This is a genomic window from Pseudomonas sp. TE3786 (assembly GCF_054057335.1).
Map to the genome: position 1 here is coordinate 1 of NZ_JBSRZF010000031.1, position 19,198 is coordinate 19,198.

Genomic DNA, 19,198 nt, shown 5'->3' on the forward strand with positions numbered 1-19,198 from the left:
GCCCTGAAATACAAAACGCCCGATGCGGTGCATCGGGCGCTCTGAGGTGCGGGGCATGACCTGAAAGGGTGTAAACCTATTTCAGGACTGGACAGCGCCAGGCGAACCCGGCGCGCGCGTCAGAAGATTTCCAGCGGGTATTCGACGAAGGCACGAATCTCGTTGAGGTTCGGGCCGACATCACGGTCAGCGCGGTAGATCGAGTTACGCAGTTTCAGCGAGAGGTCCTTGAGCGAACCGTCCTGCACCACGTATTTCACCTGGTTGAAGAATTCGCGTTCGGTGCCGTCCTGCTCGCCGCCAGCATCGATATTGCTGCCGCGTACATAGGCGGTTTTGTAGGTCAGGCCGGGCACGCCGTACTCGCTGAAGTCCAGCTCGTAGCTGAGCTGCCACGACTCTTCATCCTTCAGGTTGAAGTCCGAGTAGTAGGAGTTGGCCACATAGATGGTGCTGCCGCCGTCGCCGTAGTCGTAGGCGTAACCAGCATCACCGCTGCTGCGCTGGTGGGCGACGATAAAGGCATGGGCACCCACGCTGTACTTGGCCGCCAGGCTCCACAGCGTGTTGCTGTCATTGTTGCCGTCGCCGCCGAAGTCCAGCGCCGCCTGGGCGTTGTCATCGTAGTCGGTGCGGTAGATGTTGAAGTCGAAGTTCAACGCCTGGGCATCAGCCAGCGCCAGGGTGTAATTCACGTTGCCGTAGTACTTCTTGAAGGTGTCTTCCACGTCGGAGTGGTAGGCGGCCACGCTCAGGGCGTCGTTAACGGCATAGCTGCCGCCGACCACGTCGATGCTCTTCAGACGGTTCGGGTCGCGGGACGAGTCGCCCATCGGGCTGTCCGCGGTGAAGTGACCGGCGTTGAGCTCCAGACCTTCGATTTCCTTGCTGGTCACCAGGGTGCCCGTGAAGGCTTGGGGCAGCAGGCGCGAGTCGTCATAGGCGAGGACTGGCAGCGACGGGAACTGGTTGCCGTAGCGCAGCACGGTGTTGGAGATGCGCAGTTTCACCGCGGCACCGGCTTCGGAGGTGTCATCCACTGGATGGCCATCGCTGTCGGTATCGAAGAACGCGCCGTAGTTACGTCCACGGCCGCTGTCCAGCTTGATGCCCAGCAGGCCATAGGCGTCGACGCCGAAGCCGACGGTGCCCTGGGTGAAACCGGACTCGAAGGTACCAATGAAACCCTGGCCCCAGACCTTGGCATCGTTGGTGTGGTTCTTGTAGTCACGGTTGAAATAGGCGTTGCGCAGCAACAGGTTCAGGCTGCTGTCTTCGACGAAACCCTTGGCGTCGGATTGTTCACTGGCGAAAGCCGGCGAAAGGCTCAGCGAAGCCAGCGCGCAGGCCAGTGCGATGCGTGTGCGATTGAACATAGGTGCTCCCCATATCAGGTTTTTGGCGTAAATGTAGGGCAGGACACTGCACGGCCGATTCGAGCGTCAGCTGACGTAGAGAGGGAAGTTATTAGCTATAGGAGTTCCCAGCCTATGCAGTGGCTGGGATAAATACGCCCTGAGGAATCATCGGTAAAACTGCTTATTTCAATTTTTACTATCGATGATATTAATGGTTAATTTCCGTTAAAGGGGAATATCCTCGGCAGCGATGAATCTCCAAGGTACTGAATTTAGAGACTAATTCAGTGTTCTGCGCCCTTCATCAACCTTTGGTTTTATTTGCCGCCTCCTGTAGGCGGCTTTTTTATGGGCGGAAAATTATCGACGGGTTCGATTGAATTTTGCTGCCGAGCCTGGTTTTGAAACGCCAATTTTGCGCGCTTACCAAGCGGGAAACGCCAGAGGAAAAATGCGCTGCTGGAGGAGGCTTATTGGCGCTTCAGCGTTTGCCCACGCCATCCAGCAACATGCGAATCTGCTCCAGCAATTCGCTGCTGTTGAAGGGCTTGCTCAGCATATCCATGCCGGTGCCCACCAGGTTCTGCCGGTCCAGAGCATTTTCGGCATAGCCGGAAACGTACAGTACCGGCAGCTCGGCGCGCATGCTGCGGGCCAGTGCGGCCAGATCGCGGCCGTCCATACGCGGCAGGCCGATATCGGTAAGCAGCAGGTCGATCGAGGCATCGGTTTTCAGCGCATGGACCGCGCCTTCGGCATCGTAAGCCTGGGTATGGCGGTAGCCGGCATCGCTGAGAATCTCCGCCATCAGCGCACTGACCGAGACCATGTCTTCAACGATCAGCACATGCTCGCCAGTGCCTTGCTTGGGCAGGTTCTGTGGCGCTGCGTTACTGCTGGGTAGCTCCGTGCCCGCGGGCAACAGCAAGACCACTTCGGTGCCCTTGTTGATCACGCTGCGAATGCTCACGTCGCCACCGGACTGGCGAGCAAAACCGTAGATGCTCGACAGCCCCAGGCCAGTGCCCTGGCCCACGGGTTTGGTACTGAAGAAGGGGTCGAAGACCTTGCCGATCACCGCGTCATCGATGCCTACCCCGTCGTCGCGTACCGACAGGGCAATGTAGGTACCGTCTTCCACTTTCGAGTTGCCCGTCACCACCGTGGCAAAAGTGGCGATGCGGATACTGCCGCCTTTGGGCAAGGCGTCACGGGCATTGATGATCAGATTGAGCACCGAGCTTTCGAACTGAAACGGATCGACCATCGCAATCGAGGTGCCGGAGGTCAGCTCCAGGGTCAGGGAGATCCGTTCGCCGATGGTGCGGCGCAGCATTTCTTCCAGCGACAGCACATGGGCGTTGATATCGATCGGCCGCGTATCCAGCGGCTGCTGGCGGGCAAAGGCCAGCAGACGATGGGTGAGGGCAGCGGCGCTGTTGGCCGAGCTCAGCGCGGCATCGGCATAACGCATCAGGGTGTCGTAACGCTGGTCTTCGACCCGGCGCTTCATCAGCTCAATGGCTGCAATGATGCCGGTGAGCATGTTGTTGAAGTCGTGGGCGATGCCGCCGGTGAGCTTGCCCAGGGCGTCCATCTTCTGCGCTTGCAGCAGTTGTTCTTCGGTGCGTGCGCGCTCGGCCACTTCCTGGGCGATGCGGGTATGCGCCTTGTCCAGCTGGTTGCGCTGTGAGCGGTCGCGTTCACGGTGCTCGGTAACGTCTTCGACGAATACCAGGCTGTGCCCGGGCAGACGGTAGGGCGAGGTCTGCCACTCGGTTTCCCGTTCTTCGCCGCCCAGCATCAGGGTGAGGCTGCCGTTCCAGCGCTGGCCGTCCAGCAGTGCGGTGCGCAGTTGCACCAGGCGCAGTTCCTGACCCGGGGCGATGCACTGCAGCAAACGCTCGTCCTCGGTGCAGCCTTGCAGCAGGTCGGCAAACGCCTGGTTGCTCTCGATGACTTTGAGGTGCTCGTTGATCACCGCAATCGGCGCCGACACATGCAGGAAAATTTCGCGGAAACGTGCCTCGCTTTCACGCAAGGCGTTTTCGCTGTCGCGCACCCGCAGCAATGTGCGCAGGGTGGCCATCAGAATTTCCGGGTCGATGGGGTGCGTGAGGTACGCGTCGGCACCGGTTTCCAGGCCCGTGATGATGTCGTGCGGCTGAATCGAGGCGGCGGACACATGCACCACTGGCACCAACGCGGTACGCGGTTGCTGGCGGATCTGGCGAACGATATCGAAGCCGGTCATGTCCGGCAGGTTCACGTCGAGAATCAAGGCGTCGTAGTCAGTCGCGGCGATCAGCGCCAGGCCTTCGTTGCCAGTGCCGGCCTCATCAATGACATAACCTTGCTGCTCGAAACGACGACGCAGGGCGTAGCGCGTGGCTACATTGTCGTCGACGATCAGCAGGCGAATGTCACTTTTCATCGGGTGTGTCCTGGTCAATGGCAAAAGGAATGATCACGTAAAACGTCGAACCAACGCCGGGTTCGCTGTCCACCCCGACGTGCCCGCCAAGTAGCGCAGCGAAACGTTTGCACAATGACAGACCGAGCCCCGTACCGCGAAAACGTTTTTGCAGCGGCGAGTCGACCTGGGAGAAATCTTCGAACAGGGTGCGGTGCAGCTCCGCGGGGATACCGATGCCGGTGTCGGTTACGGCAAAGCGCACTTCATGCTCGTTCTCCAGGCGCGCCGAGATCCGCACCTCGCCGCGCTGGGTGAACTTCAGCGAGTTGGAAATAAAGTTGCGCAGAATCTGCGCGAGCTTTTTGTCATCGGTGTACAGCCGTGGCATCGCCACCGGCTCTTCGAAAGTCAGGTCCACCGTGCCGCCTTCGACAATCGGGCGGAACATGCCACGCAAGGCCGAGAACAGATCGAGCATATCGAACCAGGCCGGTGAAATGGTGATGCGCCCGGCTTCGATCTTGGCCAGGTCCAGCAGGTCGTCGACCATGTCGCTGAGCTCGCTGGCCGAGGTGCGTACAAAACCCACCTGCTTGTGCTGCTCGGGGCTTAGCGGGCCATCCAGTTCATCGCCGAGCAAACTGGTGATGCTCAGAATCGAGCCCAGGGGTGTGCGAAATTCGTGGCTCATATACGAGAGAAAACGGCTTTTCAGGTCGGATGCCTGACGCAGTTCTTCAGCCTGGATATCCAGCTCGGCATACAAGGCCAATACGCCCTGGTTGGTTTCATCGAGCTCGGCGCGCAAGGCTTCGTTTTCGGCCAGGGCAGCGGCCAGTTGGGCCTTGATGTCGGTATCAGCCATTGGCTGCCTCCAGAGGTACGACCAATACGGTTACATCATCACGCCCACGGCAGAAATCGCGGTGCAGCACGGCAGCAATCACGGCCGGGTGCCGGGACACCAGGCCAGGGTAGTCCTGCAGGTTCCAGCGTGACTGCAAGCCATCGCTGTACATCACCAACAATTGCCCCGTGCAGTCAGGGAAGTCGAACGTCTGGGCCTTGCGAAACTGCGCGCCGAGAATACCGGGGTGGGAGGCCAGTCCGCGGCTCTTGTCCATGCTAACCAGCGTAGCGCCGATATTGCCGATGCCGGCGAACTGCAGGCGGCCCGTTGCGGCGTCGTATTGCGCCACGGCACCGGCACCACCCCGGGTGCCGCACATGGCGCGGTGCAGGTCTTCAATCAGGAAGGTCGGAGTAGAGAAGGGCGACGCGGCAAAGGCTTTTTCGCCGGCCTGAGCCGCGTCCTGCGCATCCGGGCCATGGCCCAGGCCGTCGATTACCAGCGCGCTGACATGCTTGTCTTGCATCGCCAGGTGCCAGATATCGCCGCAGGCCGGGTCGTTGTGTAAGGAGTGCTGGGTGACGCCAAAGCGCACGTCGGCCACCTTGCTGCCACGCGGATACAGACGCGCCATCAGCACCGCGCCGCGGTGATCGGCAAACACATCGAATACGTCGGACTGACGATCCACCGCCCCCATGCCGATGCCCTGCGTGCCGCCGGTGGAAAACCCGTCGGCCAGGCAGTCGTGCAGGTTGAAGCCCGGTCCGCGGTCAATGGCCAGCAATTCGATGCCGCTTACCTCACCGTGGGGCAACACGCGTACATGTAGCTCGCCGCGGCCGGCATGTTTGAGCAGGTTGCTGGTCAATTCCGTGGTCACCAAGGCGGCGCGGCCGGCGTCGTTGCTGTCAAAGCCAATGTCACTGGCAAGCTTCTGCACGACGCGGCGGGCGTGGCCCACCTGACTGTCATCGTCAACCTGCAACGCGAGGGTGAGCGAACTGCTGATATTCAGGTCCATCGAGTAATCGTCACACGCGTCCCGGCACCCGGTGCCGTATCCAGTTCAAACTCGTCCACCAGGCGTTTTGCACCGGTCAGGCCCAAGCCCAGGCCGCCGCCCGACGTCCAGCCATCGGTCATCGCCAGTTTGATATCGGCAATACCCGGACCTTCGTCGCGAAACGTAATGCGCAGACCAGTGCGGCCGTTGTCGTCGAGAATCTGCCAATCCATATCGCCGCCGCCGCCATACACCATGGTGTTGCGGGCCAGCTCACTGACGGCAGTCACCAGCTTGGTCAGGTCGATCAAGCGCATGCCGCAGTCCTGGGCCAGTTTGCGCGACGTCTGTCGCGCCATGACCACGTCCTGCTCTATGCGTACCGGTTGGCTACCACTGCTGCGCACGCTCATTGCGCGGCCACCCGTTCGCGCAGCAGTTTCATGCCGCGTTCAACGTTGAGGGCGGTGCTTACCCCCGGCAAGGTCAGGCCCAGCTCCACCAGGGTGATGGCCACCGCTGGTTGCAGGCCGACCACCACGGTTTCCGCGTCCATGATCCGCGACAGACCGGAAATGGTGCTGATCATGCGGCCGATAAACGAGTCGACCATATCCAGTGCCGAGATATCGATCAGTACGCCGCGTGCCGAAGTGGCGCTGATGCGTTCGGAGAGATCGTCTTGCAGGGTCAGGGCCAGTTGGTCGTGCATGTCCACCTGTATGGTGACCAGCAGGAATTGGCCCATCTGCAGAATGGGGATGCGCTCCATATCACTGCGCCTTGGTTACGGTAACGCCCAGACGCCGCATGGCCAGTGCCAGGGCATCGGCCAGGTTGGCCTTGGTGACCACACCCTGCAGGTCGAGGCCCAGGTGCACGATGGTCTGCGCGATCTGTGGACGCACGCCGCTGATAATGCAGTCGGCACCCATCAAGCGAATGGCGGTTACGGTTTTCAGCAGATGCTGAGCCACCAGAGTGTCCACGGTCGGCACGCCGGTGATATCGATAATGGCGATTTCCGAACCGGTATCAACGATGCGTTGCAACAGCGACTCCATCACCACCTGGGTGCGCTGCGAGTCGAGGGTGCCGATCATTGGCAGCGCCAGCACGCCGTCCCACAGCTTGACCACCGGGGTCGACAGCTCCAACAGCTCTTCCTGCTGCCTGCGGATTACCGACTCGCGCGACGCCTGGTAGGTACGGATGGTATGCAGGCCCAGGGCGTCGAACAGCTCGGAGGCTTGCAGCAATTGCTCGGCGAGTAGCTGCGGCTGGTCACTGAATTCGTTCTGCAGCAGGGTGAAGAGCGGGCCTTTGAGGGCGAAGACAAAGTTGGCGGTCTGGCTGGAGTCCTGCCCCAACTGGGCGCGGCTACGCGACAGGCGCTCAAGGAACAGACGGGTCTCTTCCCACTGCGTGCTGCCGATGGCGGCGCTGGCACCTTGCTCCAGCGCGGTGGTGATCAGATGAAGGAGTTCTTTGGTGTCGGCTTTCAGTTCATCGCCTTTCAGGTTGCGCGTGGCACCTGAGGCTTCGAGTGCGGCGACCCACTGTTGCAATAGCTGTGGCTCAGCGCTTTTGATTTTCTGAACGGCGTGTTGACCCAATGCGGCCATGCTGGAACTCCTGTAGGTGGCTGTTCTTTTTAATTGAGGGAATCGCGCTTCGAGTTGCCCGCGGCAGTGTCGCGCCGCATTAACTCTAGTGTCTTGCTGTCATCAGTACAGCACGGTTTGCGTTTGCCGCAGCAGCGGAAAAACGCATAGCGTGCGCACTCGCGTGAGTGCCTGGCTGACTCGCTAACGCGTAGAGCCTGGGTGGAAAATTAAGTTCAGGTTCATTTGCCACAGAACAGGGCGCGGGGCTTGGGCAAGCGGGAGGGGCGGCGCTAGGCCAACATCGCGCTCATCCCTGAGCAGCTTTCATCCATGAGTAGGCACAAGTGGGGTGCGGCGGCGCTGCGCCCCACGCAAGCAACGCCTGCTCAGGCGCGCAGCCACTGCTGCGGCGCGCGCTCCTGGCGTTGGGCGTGCGCCGCTTCCTGGGCGCGATTGGCCAGGAAGCTACCTTGCTCGGTATTCAGGCTGAGCGAGCCGTTGGCGATTTTCATATCGCGGCGCAGCTCACGAATCAGGCGGCCGACCATTTTTTCGTTAAAAATCATCGCCGGCTCGATCACCTTGGTGAAGGTCTCGCGGGCGTTCTTCAGCGTCAGCAGCACGGAAGTGTCCGGACGGGCGCTGAAGGAGATTTCGTAAGTCGGGAAGGCGTTGAACAGGTGTTTGACGGGGTATTTCATTTTTCACCGCTCCATCGGGTTTTTAATCGTTGAGACAGTTAGAGCAGCCAACGTGCCAGTTCTGGCTTACCCACCTCTCCCCGGAAATCGCGGCCTCCAGCCAGGTTGCAATCAGCCTGCCATTAGCAAATTGCACGATTGCCCGCCTCGCGCCTTGCAAATCGCATGAGGCGCAATACCCGCACTGCTTTCCGGCCCCTACAGCATCGAAGCGGATTCGCCTGACGCAACCTCGGCTCAATGATCTGCTCAAGGGCAAGGTCGACAAATTTTCCCTGGATGCTCTGGTGAATATGTTGGCCGGGGCCAAGCTGAAAATTGCAGTGCAAGTGAACGCGGCTTGAGCTGCCTGCTGTAGCCCGTTGTCTGCTTCCGGCAATCTGCTGCTAATCTTCGCCACAGCGCCCAAGTAGACGGGCGCGTTGCCTCCCATCGGCTTCAGACGTAGCAGGGCAGGACGCTCGCTTAAGGACAGCTGCACCCGTGGACTCGAAGATCTTCTACACCCGTTATGGCACGCCCCGCACGGCGTATATCTCCACGCGCCTGGTGCCCAATATGCTGGCGGTGAAATTTGCCGTGATCGCCCAGGAGATCGAAGAGGGCGACAGCCTGCCGGCGATGGAGGGGCACCACTTTCTCGATGCCTTGCTCAAGCGTATGGGCGTGGTGATTGTGGATGTCGTGGCGGTGCGCAAAGCCTCTCGTAAAAAGGACCTCAGCCCAGGCGAGCCGGGCTGAGCCGGCTGCCCTGACCTCAGGCTGAGCGGCGCATCATCAGCAGCGCCAAAACCACGGCCGCTGCTGCGCCCACTGCGGCCATAAGCCCCAGGCTTTCCAGGCCGAACTGACGAATCGCCAAACCACCAAAAATCGCACCCAAGCCAATGCCGGCGTTGGCGGCAGAGATATTCATGCTCGCCGCCAGTGCCTGGGCGCTGGCACCCGCTTGCATCACCCGTACCTGGCAAATCGGAAACAGCGCGGTATGGGCGATGCCCCAGGCGGTCAGTGCCACCATCAGCCATAAGGTATGGCTGGCCGCTGGCACGCTGGCCAGCATGCCGGCGGCGAGCATCAGCAAGAACAGCACCATGGCCGCTAAGGGGTTGCGGTCGACCATGCGCCCGCCCAGGTGATTTCCCAGCATGCCCACCGCTCCGAACGCCATCAGCCACCAGCCCACTTGGCTGGAAGGAATGCCGGCGAGCCGCTCAAGGGTGTCGGCCAGGTAGGTGTAGGCGGTGAACATGGCGGTGAAGGCCAGGGTCGATAGCAATACATGGGCGAGAAAGCGCGGTTGTTTGAGGATCTGCGTCTGGCGCTGCCCAGCCGTCTGTTGGGGTGCTGGTGGCAGGGAGGGCATCAGCAGATGGATCAGCAGGGCGATCAGCAGCGCCGCCCCCGCCAGTAGCCAGAAGCTGCCGCGCCAGCCCAGCGCATCGGCGGCCAAGGTACCCAGCGGAATGCCAAATACAAAGGCGGCGGAAATACCCATATACACCTGCGCCACCGCCTTGCCGGCGTTGCCCGGGCCGGCCAGTTGCCCGGCGGTTTCACTGGCAGTGCTCCAGAACACCGGCAGAAACAGCGCGGCCAGAAATCTGGCCAGGGCCAGCACCCAGATATTCGGTGCCAGGGCGGCCAAGACATTGGCACCTACGAATACCAGCAGCACGAATACGAACAGGGGTTTACGTGGCAGGTGCGCCAGTTTCACCGTTAACAGCGGGCCGAACAGCATCACGGTAAAGGCGAACAGCGTGACCAATTGGCCGGCCAGCGGGACGGAAATGTTCAGGTCGCGAGCCAGGGCGGGCAGCAGGCCGAGGATCAGAAACTCGGTGGTCAGGATAATAAAACCAGCAATCGCCAGAATCAGGATCGACAGACCCGTGCGCGGCGCGGCGGTGTCACTGGCCGTCAAGGTGGTGGAGGGCATGGCAGGTTGCTCAAGAGACGTTCAGACGGCAAGCTTATTGGCGAATCACGGTCCTATCTGCGTTACTTTCTCTAAAGTGCTGTGAACTGAATTCATTAATTGGGCTGCGCCATGTTTTCTTCCGAGCGATTGAAAGGCATCGATGTATTCGTCTGCGTGGCCGATGCCGGCAGCTTCACTGCCGCCGCCGAGCGCATGAACCTCACCAGTTCGGCGGTGAGCAAAGGCATTGCCCGGTTGGAATCGCGCCTCAGCACTCGGCTGTTCCAGCGCACCACGCGACGCCTGGCGCTGACCGAAGCCGGCAGCGATTTCTATCGCACCTGCACCGCCGTGCTGGCCGAGCTGGAGGAGGCCGAACTGGCTCTGCATACCCAGCACGGCGAGCCCTGCGGCAAGGTACGCATTGAGTTGCCGGCCTCCTATGGGCGTCTGCATGCGCTGCCGGTGATCCTCGATTTCGTCGCCGAGCATGCTTTGCTGCAGCCCCATGTGTCGTTTTCCGATCGCTTTGTCGACCCGGTGGAAGAGGGCATCGATATCCTCGTGCGCATCGGCGGTTCGGATGTCTGGGCGGCGGCACTCGGGCACCGATACCTGGGGGCGGAACGCCTGATTTTCTGCGCCGCGCCCAGCTACCTGGTGCGCCATGGCGAACCGCAAAGCGAGCTGGAACTGCAGGGCCATAGCTGCGTGGTGTATGGCCGTGGCGATGGCGGGGTGAATCCCTGGCTGTTTTCCGGTGAACATGCCGGTGATCGTGAGCGCCGGGTTATGCCGGCGCGTATCGCTGTGGGTGACGGCGAGGGCCAGGTGATTGCCTTGATGGCCGGCCACGGCATTGCCCAACTGCCGCTCTGGCTGGTGAAGGACCAACTGCAAGCAGGCACGCTGGTGCAGGTGTTGCCACAGTTGGCGATGGATGGCTTACCGATGAACCTGGTCTGGCTGAAAAGCCGCCAGGGTCTGCCCAAAGTCAGCGCCTTGCTGGAGGCCTTGGCGGCAGAGCTGACGCCTTCGGGCCGGCAAGCCTAGGTGCCGCGCAACAGGTCGTTGGCGTTGAGGATGTCGAAGGCGATTTGCGGGGTGTGCTCCAGGCCGCGGCGGATGGCGGCCGGAATGGCCTGGCGGGTTTTGCGGCACAGCCCCGGCAGCTCCAGCACCTGAATACTGATGCCGCGCATGGTGCGCACTTCATTGAAGCCGGGGCCGATTTGCAGACGAATACCCAACTGCTCCTCCATGCGCCGGCACATATGCTCAAGGTCCGCCAGGCTGTTGATGGCTTCCAGACGGTCGAGCAATTTGCGTTCTTCCATGCGCGTCAGCCGCACGATGCGCAGGTCGGCATCCGCTGCTGTGCGCAGCTGCTCCAGCCCGCAAATGCAGGTGCCGGGCGGGCAGGGTTGGCGAATGGGAATGGCGCTGTTCATGGGCCTGATCATAGCCAGCGCGCCCTGCCATTGCCCACCGGCTTTTTTCTGCCGCTGCTGCGCCTAGCGCAAAAGCGATTCCCCACTAGGCTCTAGCGAGTCACTGTCAGGGAAGAGGCCAACCTATGGTTGCCAGGCAACTGTTGCTGGTTCTGCTGCTAAGCGTGCTTGGCGGCTGCGGGCTGTTCAAGCTGGAGAAGGAAATGCAGCAGGCCCGGGAGGACCTCGTGCTGATCGCCGGGCAGGTGCAAAGCACCCAATCGGGACGCGATGCTCTGGTGGCGTTGCTGGATGCCCAGGGCAAGCTGCTGCGCTATCGAATTGCCGCGCTGGGTGAGACGTTCTATTTCACCGAGGCACCGGGCACTTACCAGCTGCTGGTGTTCGACGACCTTAACGGCAACTTTGCCCTCGACAGTAACGAGCCGCGCCAGTGGCTGCCGACTGCGCAAAGTACCGCGCTGCATGTGCAACCCGACGCGGCCACCCGCGAGCGCCTGGGCCAGCTCAATCCGATTCGCCTGGGGCCAAGCGACCTGGCCAGTGCGCCAGCCGTGAACCTCAACCTTGAAGTGCTGTACCGCGAACAGCCGCAGTTGCAGCGTAACTACCTGCAACCGGTGAGCTTCGCTGACCCGCGCTTCGATGAGGCGAATATCCAGCTCGGCGCCTGGCAGCCGCTGACCTTTCTCCGTGAGTTGGGTTATGGCCTGTATTTGCTGGCACCCTGGGACCCGAACAAGGAGCCGATCTTTCTCGTCCACGGCATCAATTCGTCGCCGCGCAATTGGCAGGAGCTGGCCGCTAACCTCGACACCAAGCGCTTCCAGTTGCTGCTCTTTCACTTTCCCAGCGGCGTGCCGTTGAACAACAGCGCCTATATGCTCAGCCTCGGCATTCGCGATGTGCAGCGGCGTCTGAAGCCGGCGCGTATGCATGTCATGGCTCACAGCATGGGTGGCCTGGTGGCCCGGCGTGCCTTGCAGATGTTGAACGAAGAAGACAGCCGCAATCTGTGTCTGTTTATCACCCTGGCCACGCCCTGGGATGGCCACCCTTCGGCGGCCACCGGCCTGGAGCGGATGCCAATAGAAGTGCCGGTGTGGAAGGATATGTCGCCGGGCAGCCCGTATCTGCAGCAGCTGTTTGCCTCGCCGTTACCTGCGCATATCAAGCAATGGATGCTCGTCGCCTATGCCGGTAACAGCCGCCTGCTGGAGGAACCCAACGACGGCGTGGTGCCCCTGGCCAGCGAACTGCGCAACGCCGCCCAGGACGAAGCGACCCGGCTGTACCTGCTCAATGAAAACCACACCAGCATTCTGCAGAGCCGGCGCACCACCGAATTGTTGCAGCGAGCGTTTGCCAGCTTGCCGGAAAAGGGCTGTGAGTAGACTGCGGGAAAGCCGTGGCTAAAAACATCGAAGGTTTTCTGGGACAAAAACAAGGCCGCCCTGCGGCGGCCTGGTTCGACTCTGTACCTACCCTCAAGCAAGTACAGAGATAGTCGGCTCCAATGAAGCCGGAAGTTGCCCGGGCGAAGCCAGGCCTGAGTTGTCGCTATAGTCGCCGATAAGGCGGTCCTGCTGTTGGCTCACCTCTTGGGCGACCTCCAGTGGGGTGGGTTGGTCGTCAACGTTGCTCTCGGTGGCTACCGCAAGGTAGATATCGAGTTGGTTCTGCTGGCTGCTGTTGCTGTACACCTCGGAGGCGGCTTCGCGACGGTTCGCTTGGCTCGCATCAGCGCTTTGCTGGCTCAGGGTGACGCGATCAGCGCCGCGGTCGACGGCTGTATTCACCTCTTCCGGGGTCACGGGAGAGTTTGGATCTTGCGCGGCTTCCCCAGCCTTGTTTATCACTTGCGTGGACAGGGGCAGGGCGCTACTGGTGTTGGTTATTTGCATAGAGCTCTCCTGCTTGATGGGGTTAGGTGAGTCTACTCCAGCCTGCGCGGCGGCTTAGACTGAATGGCGATTGGCAGCGCGGCGTTTGTGGCTAAAGCCCATTAGCTGGCAGCGGCGGCTTAGCTAGGCCAGCGGTTTTTCAGGTGGTGCGCGCCGGGGGCGGCTTATGGACCATAATCCTGGTCTCCCTATGAACAGGATTAATCAATGCCGCGCGAGAACTACAACGACCTGTTGGCCTTCGTCACCGTCGCGCGGGCCGGCAGTTTTACCCGCGCAGCGGCGCAACTGGGGGTCTCCCAGTCGGCCCTGAGCCATACCATCCGTGGCCTGGAAACTCGCCTGGATCTACGCCTGCTGACTCGCACCACCCGCAGTGTGGCACCCACTGACGCGGGTGAGCGGCTGCTGCTGACCCTGGCACCGCGCTTCGAGGAAATCGATAGCGAGCTGGCGGCGCTGAAAGAACTCAAAGACAAACCGGTCGGCACCATTCGCATCACCGCTGCCGAACATGCGGCCAACACCGTGCTCTGGCCCAGGCTGGAGTCGCTGCTGATGCAGTACCCCGAGATCAAGTTGGAAATCACCATCGACTATGGCCTCACCGATATCGTCGCCAACCGCTATGACGCCGGTGTGCGCCTGGGCGATCAAGTGGCCAAGGACATGATTGCCGTGCGTATCGCTGCGGATTTGCGCATGAGTGTGGTGGGCGCTCCGGGCTATTTCGCCTCGCGTGCAGTGCCACAAACACCGCAGGACCTGGCGGGGCATAACTGCATCAATCTGCGTTTACCCACCTACGGCGGGCTGATGGCCTGGGAGTTCGAAAAGGATGGCCACGAGGTCAAGGTGCGTGGCGAAGGACAATTGGTGTTCAACAACAGCAACCAGATGCTCAAGGCGGCACTGGCCGGCTTTGGTCTGGCGTATCTGCCGGAGGATATGGCCCGTGAGCATGTGGCCGAAGGTCGCTTGCAGCGGGTGATGGAAGACTGGTGCCCGAGCTTTCCGGGTTATCACCTGTACTACCCCAGCCGCCGCCAAAGCTCGCGGGCGATGGCGGTGGTGATCGAAGCGTTGCGCCATAGGAGTTGATGCGCTACAGCGCCCGGCGGGAAATTCCGGGTTCCGAATCGTCGAACCCAGCGTTACGCGTCGAGCGCTATTGATCAGGCGTCCAGCGACGCCATATCAATCACAAAGCGATAACGCACATCCGAGCGCTCCATCCGTTCAAACGCCTCGTTGATCTCGTCCATGCGGATCATCTCGCAGTCCGGCAGGATGTTTTTCCGCGCGCAGAAGTCGAGCATTTCCTGGGTTTCGGCAATACCGCCAATGGGCGAGCCGGCCAGGCGACGACGGCCGAGCACGAAGGGCAGGGTCAGCTGCTGGTCGATGGGGCCGATCTGGCCGACGATCACCAGCGTGCCGTCGACATCCAATAGCGACATATAGGGCGATACGTCATGGCGTACCGGGATGGTGTCGATGATCAGGTCGAAGCTGGAGGCCGCTTTTTTCATTGCGTCCTTGTCCGAGGACACCAACAGATTGTCCGCCCCCAGTTCCAGCGCATCGGCTTCCTTGTCCGGGCTACGGCTCAGCACCGTGACCTGAGCGCCCATACCGGCCGCCAGTTTCACCGCCATGTGGCCCAAACCGCCCAGACCGATCACGCCTACCCGGCTGCCCGGCCCGACGTTCCAGGTGCGCAGCGGCGAGTAGGTGGTGATGCCAGCACAGAGCAGCGGCGCGGCCTTGGCCAGGTCGAGCGCATCCGGCACGCGCAGTACGAATTCTTCGCGCACTACGAGGTGCTTGGAGTAGCCGCCGAAGGTGGGTTCTTTAGTGATGCGGTCACGCCCGTTGTAGGTCTGGGTGTTGGCCTGGCGGCACAGTTGTTCTTCACCTTTACGGCACTGGTCGCATTCCTGGCAGGAGTCGACCATGCAGCCAACCGCCACCGCATCGCCGACCTGATAGCGTTTTACCGCGTTGCCGACGGCGGTGACCCGGCCGACGATTTCGTGCCCCGGTACTATCGGATAGGTGCTGAAACCCCAGTCATCACGGGCCTGGTGCAAATCGGAGTGGCAGACGCCGCAGTACAGAATCTCCATCGCGACATCGTTGGGGCGCAGGGCCCGGCGTTCGAACTTGAAGGGTGCCAGTGGCGACTTGGCGGTTTGGGCGGCATAACCAATGGTGAGCATATACAACCTCCAGATAGGGGCAAACCGGCGGGCGGCGCTTTACCAGCGTCGCCCGTGAACAAAGTCAGGGGCCTTACTGTAGCGGGTCTGTCATGACGGGCAGGCTAGTCCCTAGCGATTGATCATTTGCGACACGCTGGCCGGGTAACGCTCGCCGACCACCTGAATCTGCTGCAGCGCGGCTTCGATGGCCGCCAGGTCGGCAGCGCTCAGGTGCAGGTCGGCGGCACCGATGTTCTCTTCCAGACGCTGCAGTTTGGTGGTGCCGGGAATCGGCACTATCCACGGCTGCTGGGCCAGCAACCAGGCCAGCGCCACCTGCGCGCGGCTGGCACCGAGGCCATCGGCGATGTGGCCGAGCAGCTCGATCAGGCCGGCATTGGCCTTGCGGTTTTCTTCGGCGAAGCGTGGCAGTTGGTTACGGAAATCGGTTTTATCGAAGGTGGTAGTGGCGTCGATGGTGCCGGTGAGAAAGCCGCGGCCCAAGGGGCTGAACGGCACAAAGCCGATGCCCAGCTCCTGCAGTACCGGGAATACCGTGGTTTCCGGTTCACGCCACCACAGGGAATATTCGCTCTGCAATGCCGCCACCGGTTGCACCGCATGGGCGCGGCGGATGACGTCGGCACCGGCTTCGGACAGGCCGAAGTGCTTGACCTTGCCTTCGGCAATCAGCTCCTTGACCGTGCCGGCCACTTCTTCGATGGGTACGGCGGGATCGACGCGGTGCTGATAGAACAGGTCGATGCATTCGGTCTGCAGACGCTTGAGCGAGGCCTCGGCTACCGCGCGGATCGATGCCGGGCGGCTGTCCAGGCCATCCGCCGAGTTGCCGTTCTTGAAGCCGAACTTGGTGGCGATCACCACCTGATCGCGAACCGGTGCCAAGGCTTCGCCCAGCAGCTCTTCGTTGGTGAAGGGGCCGTAAACCTCGGCGGTATCAAAAAAATTCACCCCTCGTTCCACGGCAGCGCGTAGCAGGGCAATGCCGGCAGATTGGTCGGCGGCGGGGCCGTAAGCGAAACTCAGGCCCATGCAACCCAGGCCGATACTGGACACTTGCAGGCCGTGGGTGCCGAGTGTGCGTGATTTCATTTCATCCTCCGGTGGCGCGTGACGCCGTGTTCGCCGACACTTCGGCTAATTGGCATGGGTGAACCTTACTCGCCTCAGAGGGCTCTGATTAGCCATATAAACCCGCATGCGCTTATGAGCCAGCCTCATAAGCTGGCAACAATGCATTGCCAAGGGGCGGGGCAACGTCGCGGAGCATCGCGGCAGTCCGCTCAGGGGGCCGTACAAGGGAGAGATACATGCGCGTCCGTTCAACCGTTGTACCAGTCGCTCTGCTGTCGATGTCCGTGCTCGCCGCCACGCCGGTGTGGGCCGATGACGAGGCACAACTGGTGCAAGCGATCAACGCCTACCGTGGCCAGGTGCAGCGCTGCGAAGGCCAGGCCTCGCCGGAGTTGCCGCCACTAACCGATGACCCGCGGTTGCGTCTGCGTTCGGACAGTTTCGGCGGCCTGCAAACCGCGTTGGCCAAGAACGGCTATCCGATGGTCAATGTGCAAGCCATCAGCCTGGCCGGGGCCCGCGACACGGCGGCAGCGATGAAAGCCGTTCAGGAAAGCTTCTGCCGGGTGATTCTCGACCCGCAGTTCGTGGATATCGGTGTGCGCCGCGAAGGTGACTTGTGGCGCATCACCCTGGCCCGACCGATGCTCACCGCGCGCATGGGCGACTGGCAGAGCCAGGGCCAGCAGTTACTGCAAATGATCAACAGCGCCCGCAGTCAGGCGCGCCAGTGCGGCACCCAGAACTACGCTGCCGCCACTCCTCTGAATTGGAACAACACCCTGGCCGGTGCCGCCGAAGCCCATAGCCGGGCGATGGCCAACGGCAACTTCTTCGACCATAAGGACCGCGATGGCCGCACCCCGGGCGATCGTGCCGAACTGGCCGGTTACGCCGGGCAGGCGATTGGCGAAAACATCGCCGCCGGCAACGACAGCCCGCGCAAAGTGCTCGACGGCTGGCTGGCCAGCCCCGGCCACTGCGCCAACCTGATGAACCCGCAATACCGCGAGCTGGGCGCAGCCTATGCGCTGGACCCGAAAAGCGATGCGGGCATCTACTGGACGGCGATGTTTGGTAGCCAGTAAACCCTACTGCTCTTCGTAGGAGCGGCTTCAGCCGCGATGCTCTTGATCTGAAAGCATCGCGGCTGAAGCCGCTCCTACGCAATCGCTTGGTCGCGTGAACTCGTGTTACTCCCCCGCGCGCTTGAGCAGCTTCTTGCAGCGCTCGCTCAAATGCACCACGCGCAGATGCTTGCCCGCCTTGCTGTAACGCTCACGCAGGGTTTTCAGGGCGGCAATCGCCGAATAATCGACAAAGCTCAAATGCGCGCAATCCAGGGTCACCTGCTGCGGGTCGGCAGCGCTGTCGAACTGATTCAGAAACGGCGTTACCGAGGCGAAGAACAGCGTGCCGTGCAGTTGATACAACTTGCTGCCATCGGCTTCCAGGTGCGTGTCGGCGTATAGCTCGCGGGCGTGCTGCCAGGCGAAGTTCAGCGCGGCGATGATGATGCCCAGCAGCACCGCAGTGGCCAGGTCGGTGAATACGGTGATGACGGTCACCGCCAGAATCACCAGCATGTCGTTCACTGGCACCTTGTGCAGCACCCGCAGCGAGGCCCAGGCGAAGGTCTGCTGGGACACCACGAACATCACCCCGACCAGCGCTGCCAGCGGAATACGCTCGATCAGCGGCGACAGAAACAGCACGAACAGCAGGATCATCACCCCGGCGACCACCCCTGACAGCCGGCCACGACCGCCGGAGCTGAGGTTGATCACTGTCTGGCCGATCATCGCGCAACCGCCCATGCCGCCAAAGGCAGCGGAGACCATATTGGCCGCGCCCAGGGCCACGCATTCGCGGTCCGGGTAGCCGCGGCTTTCGGTGACTTCGTCAGTGAGGTTGAGGGTCAGCAGGGTTTCCAACAGGCCGACCATCGCCATCAACAGCGCATAGGGGGCGATGATCCGCAGGGTTTCCAGGCTCCAGGGCAGGTCTGGCAGGGCGAAGCTCGGCAGGCCGCCGGCGATATGCGCCATATCACCCAGGGTACGGGTCGGCAGGTTGAGCAGGTACACCGCCAGACCTACCGCCAGAATCGCCACCAAGGCCGGCGGCACCGCGCGGGTCAGGCGTGGCAGCAGGTAGACGATGGCCATGGTCAGCGCCACCAGGCCGAGCATGAGCGCCAGGGGCATGCCGCTCAACCAGTGCTCGGCGCTTTTGAAATGCTCCAGCTGGGCCAGGGCAATGATGATCGCCAGGCCGTTCACAAAACCCAGCATCACTGGATGCGGCACCATGCGCACCAGCTTGCCCAGGCGCAACAGGCCGAACAGCACCATGATCAGCCCACCCAGCAGCACGGTCGCCAGCAGGTACTGCACGCCGTGCTGCACCACCAGTGCGACGATCACCACTGCCATCGACCCCGCCGCCCCCGAAACCATGCCCGGCCGGCCGCCAAACAAGGCGGTGAGAGTGCAGATAATAAAAGCCCCATACAGCCCCATCAGCGGGTTGAGGTGCGCCACCAAGGCAAAGGCGATGCACTCGGGCACCAGGGCGAAGGAGGTGGTCAGGCCGGCGAGAAGGTCGGCGCGAAGGCGAGCGGGTTTCATGGCAACAACTGCAGGACGGCGAAAGGGGCTGCGGATGTTACGGAAGATGGCG

The 19,198-nt window shown here is 61.7% G+C and carries 20 protein-coding genes; 6 read left to right on the forward strand and 14 right to left on the reverse strand.

Annotated elements, in window-relative coordinates; all coding sequences use genetic code 11:
* Window positions 1-119: 119 nt before the first annotated feature.
* From ACVW0Y_RS22865 to ACVW0Y_RS22900, 8 genes are all read right to left on the reverse strand, one after another.
* Window positions 120-1,376 carry an OprD family porin gene (locus ACVW0Y_RS22865; RefSeq protein WP_457441536.1) on the reverse strand — a complete coding sequence of 419 codons (1,257 nt, stop codon included), beginning with the start codon at window positions 1,374-1,376 and terminating at the stop codon, window positions 120-122.
* A gap of 463 nt (window positions 1,377-1,839) precedes the next feature.
* Complete coding sequence (locus ACVW0Y_RS22870; protein ID WP_457441538.1) at window positions 1,840-3,792, reverse strand: response regulator; 1,953 nt, start codon at window positions 3,790-3,792, stop codon at window positions 1,840-1,842.
* Window positions 3,782-4,639 carry a sensor histidine kinase gene (locus ACVW0Y_RS22875; RefSeq protein WP_457441540.1) on the reverse strand — a complete coding sequence of 286 codons (858 nt, stop codon included), beginning with the start codon at window positions 4,637-4,639 and terminating at the stop codon, window positions 3,782-3,784. Before ACVW0Y_RS22875 ends, ACVW0Y_RS22870 begins: the two co-directional genes overlap by 11 nt.
* Complete coding sequence (locus ACVW0Y_RS22880) at window positions 4,632-5,642, reverse strand: SpoIIE family protein phosphatase (protein ID WP_457441599.1); 1,011 nt, start codon at window positions 5,640-5,642, stop codon at window positions 4,632-4,634. The genes ACVW0Y_RS22875 and ACVW0Y_RS22880 overlap by 8 nt, the downstream gene beginning before the upstream one ends.
* Window positions 5,639-6,043 (reverse strand): anti-sigma regulatory factor, encoded by a 405-nt coding sequence (locus ACVW0Y_RS22885; protein ID WP_457441542.1) that lies wholly within the window; start codon window positions 6,041-6,043, stop codon window positions 5,639-5,641. Before ACVW0Y_RS22885 ends, ACVW0Y_RS22880 begins: the two co-directional genes overlap by 4 nt.
* Window positions 6,040-6,402 carry an STAS domain-containing protein gene (locus ACVW0Y_RS22890; RefSeq protein ID WP_457441544.1) on the reverse strand — a complete coding sequence of 121 codons (363 nt, stop codon included), beginning with the start codon at window positions 6,400-6,402 and terminating at the stop codon, window positions 6,040-6,042. The genes ACVW0Y_RS22885 and ACVW0Y_RS22890 overlap by 4 nt, the downstream gene beginning before the upstream one ends.
* Before the next feature lies 1 nt (window position 6,403).
* Window positions 6,404-7,255: an STAS domain-containing protein gene (locus tag ACVW0Y_RS22895; protein WP_457441546.1), complete on the reverse strand. Its 852-nt coding sequence runs from the start codon at window positions 7,253-7,255 to the stop codon at window positions 6,404-6,406.
* A gap of 368 nt (window positions 7,256-7,623) precedes the next feature.
* Window positions 7,624-7,938 carry a DUF3509 domain-containing protein gene (locus ACVW0Y_RS22900; RefSeq protein WP_457441548.1) on the reverse strand — a complete coding sequence of 105 codons (315 nt, stop codon included), beginning with the start codon at window positions 7,936-7,938 and terminating at the stop codon, window positions 7,624-7,626.
* Between the two features lie 29 nt (window positions 7,939-7,967).
* Here ACVW0Y_RS22900 and ACVW0Y_RS22905 point away from each other — a divergent pair, with 29 nt between their 5' ends.
* Together ACVW0Y_RS22905 and ACVW0Y_RS22910 are read left to right on the forward strand one after the other, a co-directional pair.
* Window positions 7,968-8,282: an XRE family transcriptional regulator gene (locus tag ACVW0Y_RS22905; protein ID WP_457441550.1), complete on the forward strand. Its 315-nt coding sequence runs from the start codon at window positions 7,968-7,970 to the stop codon at window positions 8,280-8,282.
* Window positions 8,283-8,421: 139 nt separating this feature from the next.
* Window positions 8,422-8,679 carry a hypothetical protein gene (locus ACVW0Y_RS22910; RefSeq protein WP_457441552.1) on the forward strand — a complete coding sequence of 86 codons (258 nt, stop codon included), beginning with the start codon at window positions 8,422-8,424 and terminating at the stop codon, window positions 8,677-8,679.
* Window positions 8,680-8,695: 16 nt separating this feature from the next.
* On the opposite strand, the gene ACVW0Y_RS22915 is transcribed toward ACVW0Y_RS22910, so the two are convergent.
* A complete protein-coding gene (locus tag ACVW0Y_RS22915; protein ID WP_457441553.1) occupies window positions 8,696-9,880 on the reverse strand; it encodes an MFS transporter in 1,185 nt (394 codons plus the stop codon).
* A 111-nt stretch (window positions 9,881-9,991) separates the two neighbouring features.
* Here ACVW0Y_RS22915 and ACVW0Y_RS22920 point away from each other — a divergent pair, with 111 nt between their 5' ends.
* Entirely contained in the window at window positions 9,992-10,915 is a 924-nt protein-coding gene (locus ACVW0Y_RS22920) for a LysR family transcriptional regulator (RefSeq protein WP_457441555.1), read from the forward strand.
* On the opposite strand, the gene ACVW0Y_RS22925 is transcribed toward ACVW0Y_RS22920, so the two are convergent.
* The gene (locus tag ACVW0Y_RS22925) at window positions 10,912-11,313 is read right to left on the reverse strand and encodes a hypothetical protein (RefSeq protein ID WP_457441557.1); all 402 of its coding nucleotides are present in this window, start codon (window positions 11,311-11,313) and stop codon (window positions 10,912-10,914) included. The genes ACVW0Y_RS22920 and ACVW0Y_RS22925 overlap by 4 nt on opposite strands.
* A 125-nt stretch (window positions 11,314-11,438) precedes the next feature.
* On the opposite strand from ACVW0Y_RS22925, the gene ACVW0Y_RS22930 reads away from it, so the two are divergent.
* Window positions 11,439-12,707 carry a lipase family alpha/beta hydrolase gene (locus tag ACVW0Y_RS22930; RefSeq protein WP_457441559.1) on the forward strand — a complete coding sequence of 423 codons (1,269 nt, stop codon included), beginning with the start codon at window positions 11,439-11,441 and terminating at the stop codon, window positions 12,705-12,707.
* A 93-nt stretch (window positions 12,708-12,800) separates the two neighbouring features.
* On the opposite strand, the gene ACVW0Y_RS22935 is transcribed toward ACVW0Y_RS22930, so the two are convergent.
* A complete protein-coding gene (locus ACVW0Y_RS22935) occupies window positions 12,801-13,217 on the reverse strand; it encodes a hypothetical protein (RefSeq protein WP_457441561.1) in 417 nt (138 codons plus the stop codon).
* 207 nt (window positions 13,218-13,424) lie between these two features.
* Between ACVW0Y_RS22935 and ACVW0Y_RS22940 the strand changes: the two genes are divergently transcribed.
* Window positions 13,425-14,318 (forward strand): LysR family transcriptional regulator, encoded by an 894-nt coding sequence (locus ACVW0Y_RS22940; protein WP_457441562.1) that lies wholly within the window; start codon window positions 13,425-13,427, stop codon window positions 14,316-14,318.
* A gap of 74 nt (window positions 14,319-14,392) precedes the next feature.
* Here the strand turns inward: ACVW0Y_RS22940 and ACVW0Y_RS22945 are convergent, their stop codons facing one another.
* A complete protein-coding gene (locus ACVW0Y_RS22945; RefSeq protein ID WP_457441564.1) occupies window positions 14,393-15,439 on the reverse strand; it encodes an NAD(P)-dependent alcohol dehydrogenase in 1,047 nt (348 codons plus the stop codon).
* A 111-nt stretch (window positions 15,440-15,550) separates the two neighbouring features.
* Entirely contained in the window at window positions 15,551-16,534 is a 984-nt protein-coding gene (locus ACVW0Y_RS22950) for an aldo/keto reductase (protein ID WP_457441566.1), read from the reverse strand.
* 260 nt (window positions 16,535-16,794) lie between these two features.
* On the opposite strand from ACVW0Y_RS22950, the gene ACVW0Y_RS22955 reads away from it, so the two are divergent.
* A complete protein-coding gene (locus ACVW0Y_RS22955) occupies window positions 16,795-17,604 on the forward strand; it encodes a CAP domain-containing protein (protein WP_457441601.1) in 810 nt (269 codons plus the stop codon).
* 105 nt (window positions 17,605-17,709) lie between these two features.
* Here the strand turns inward: ACVW0Y_RS22955 and ACVW0Y_RS22960 are convergent, their stop codons facing one another.
* The gene (locus ACVW0Y_RS22960) at window positions 17,710-19,146 is read right to left on the reverse strand and encodes a SulP family inorganic anion transporter (RefSeq protein WP_457441568.1); all 1,437 of its coding nucleotides are present in this window, start codon (window positions 19,144-19,146) and stop codon (window positions 17,710-17,712) included.
* Window positions 19,147-19,198 lie beyond the last annotated feature (52 nt).

Bases quoted from the DNA above. Each gene is read 5' to 3' on its own strand.
- ACVW0Y_RS22865 (WP_457441536.1), bottom strand. From the start codon at position 1,376: ATGTTCAATCGCACACGCATCGCACTGGCCTGCGCGCTGGCTTCGCTG.
- ACVW0Y_RS22870 (WP_457441538.1), bottom strand. From the start codon at position 3,792: ATGAAAAGTGACATTCGCCTGCTGATCGTCGACGACAATGTAGCCACG.
- ACVW0Y_RS22875 (WP_457441540.1), bottom strand. From the start codon at position 4,639: ATGGCTGATACCGACATCAAGGCCCAACTGGCCGCTGCCCTGGCCGAA.
- ACVW0Y_RS22885 (WP_457441542.1), bottom strand. From the start codon at position 6,043: ATGAGCGTGCGCAGCAGTGGTAGCCAACCGGTACGCATAGAGCAGGAC.
- ACVW0Y_RS22890 (WP_457441544.1), bottom strand. From the start codon at position 6,402: ATGGAGCGCATCCCCATTCTGCAGATGGGCCAATTCCTGCTGGTCACC.
- ACVW0Y_RS22895 (WP_457441546.1), bottom strand. From the start codon at position 7,255: ATGGCCGCATTGGGTCAACACGCCGTTCAGAAAATCAAAAGCGCTGAG.
- ACVW0Y_RS22900 (WP_457441548.1), bottom strand. From the start codon at position 7,938: ATGAAATACCCCGTCAAACACCTGTTCAACGCCTTCCCGACTTACGAA.
- ACVW0Y_RS22915 (WP_457441553.1), bottom strand. From the start codon at position 9,880: ATGCCCTCCACCACCTTGACGGCCAGTGACACCGCCGCGCCGCGCACG.
- ACVW0Y_RS22920 (WP_457441555.1), top strand. From the start codon at position 9,992: ATGTTTTCTTCCGAGCGATTGAAAGGCATCGATGTATTCGTCTGCGTG.
- ACVW0Y_RS22925 (WP_457441557.1), bottom strand. From the start codon at position 11,313: ATGAACAGCGCCATTCCCATTCGCCAACCCTGCCCGCCCGGCACCTGC.
- ACVW0Y_RS22930 (WP_457441559.1), top strand. From the start codon at position 11,439: ATGGTTGCCAGGCAACTGTTGCTGGTTCTGCTGCTAAGCGTGCTTGGC.
- ACVW0Y_RS22935 (WP_457441561.1), bottom strand. From the start codon at position 13,217: ATGCAAATAACCAACACCAGTAGCGCCCTGCCCCTGTCCACGCAAGTG.
- ACVW0Y_RS22940 (WP_457441562.1), top strand. From the start codon at position 13,425: ATGCCGCGCGAGAACTACAACGACCTGTTGGCCTTCGTCACCGTCGCG.
- ACVW0Y_RS22945 (WP_457441564.1), bottom strand. From the start codon at position 15,439: ATGCTCACCATTGGTTATGCCGCCCAAACCGCCAAGTCGCCACTGGCA.
- ACVW0Y_RS22950 (WP_457441566.1), bottom strand. From the start codon at position 16,534: ATGAAATCACGCACACTCGGCACCCACGGCCTGCAAGTGTCCAGTATC.
- ACVW0Y_RS22955 (WP_457441601.1), top strand. From the start codon at position 16,795: ATGTCCGTGCTCGCCGCCACGCCGGTGTGGGCCGATGACGAGGCACAA.
- ACVW0Y_RS22960 (WP_457441568.1), bottom strand. From the start codon at position 19,146: ATGAAACCCGCTCGCCTTCGCGCCGACCTTCTCGCCGGCCTGACCACC.